This is a genomic window from Bacillus sp. GW823-FHT06A10 (assembly GCF_058795375.1).
Genome location: NZ_JBXAHT010000021.1, coordinates 1 through 576, shown reverse-complemented (window position 1 = coordinate 576; position 576 = coordinate 1). Strand labels below are relative to the sequence as shown.

1 protein-coding gene and 1 pseudogene are annotated in these 576 nt (G+C 34.0%); both read left to right on the top strand.

The genetic code is table 11. The features are described 5' to 3' along the window. Positions 1-465, top strand: a 465-nt coding sequence (locus AC1Q8M_RS27865) for a tail fiber domain-containing protein (RefSeq protein ID WP_492334236.1), incomplete at its 5' end; no start/stop codon positions are given. Between the two features lie 39 nt (positions 466-504). Beyond that, positions 505-576, top strand: a pseudogene (locus tag AC1Q8M_RS27860) (phage holin family protein); the annotation flags it as partial.

Sequence of the window (576 nt, the reverse complement as noted above, 5' to 3'; positions counted from 1 at the left end):
GGTCAAATGTGGGCGAAAGCATTTAATCCTACATCAGCTAGGAATATGAAAGAAAATATAAAAGATATTCCTTTCTCCGCTCTTGATAAAATCATGAGTTTAGCTATCAAACAGTACAACTTCAAGGACGACATGTATGATCTGTATCAAATGCGTGTGAACAAACCGGAAGAACAAACAGAACCATATACAACAAAAGAAATTGAAACGTATTTCGGTATGATTGCAGACGATACGGATGCTATCTTTACAGATAAAGAGAAACGGGCCATTAATTTATATAATACTGTTTCGATCTTTATTGCAGCTTTCCAACAGCAGTATCATCAATTTAACGAAGAGTTAACTACTGTTAAAGGTGAGAATAAACAACTAAAAGAGCAAGTTACGAAACTAACAAACGATGTGTCCACATTAACAGAATTAGTACAAAAATTAATAGACGAGAAATCAGAGCAGCCATAAGCTGGTCTTTTTTTATTATCTAAAAAAGGAGAGAAAAAGATGGATCGTATTGATGTATTATTAAAAACCTTTATTGCCACTTTTGGTGGCTTCTGTGGGTATTTCTTGGGA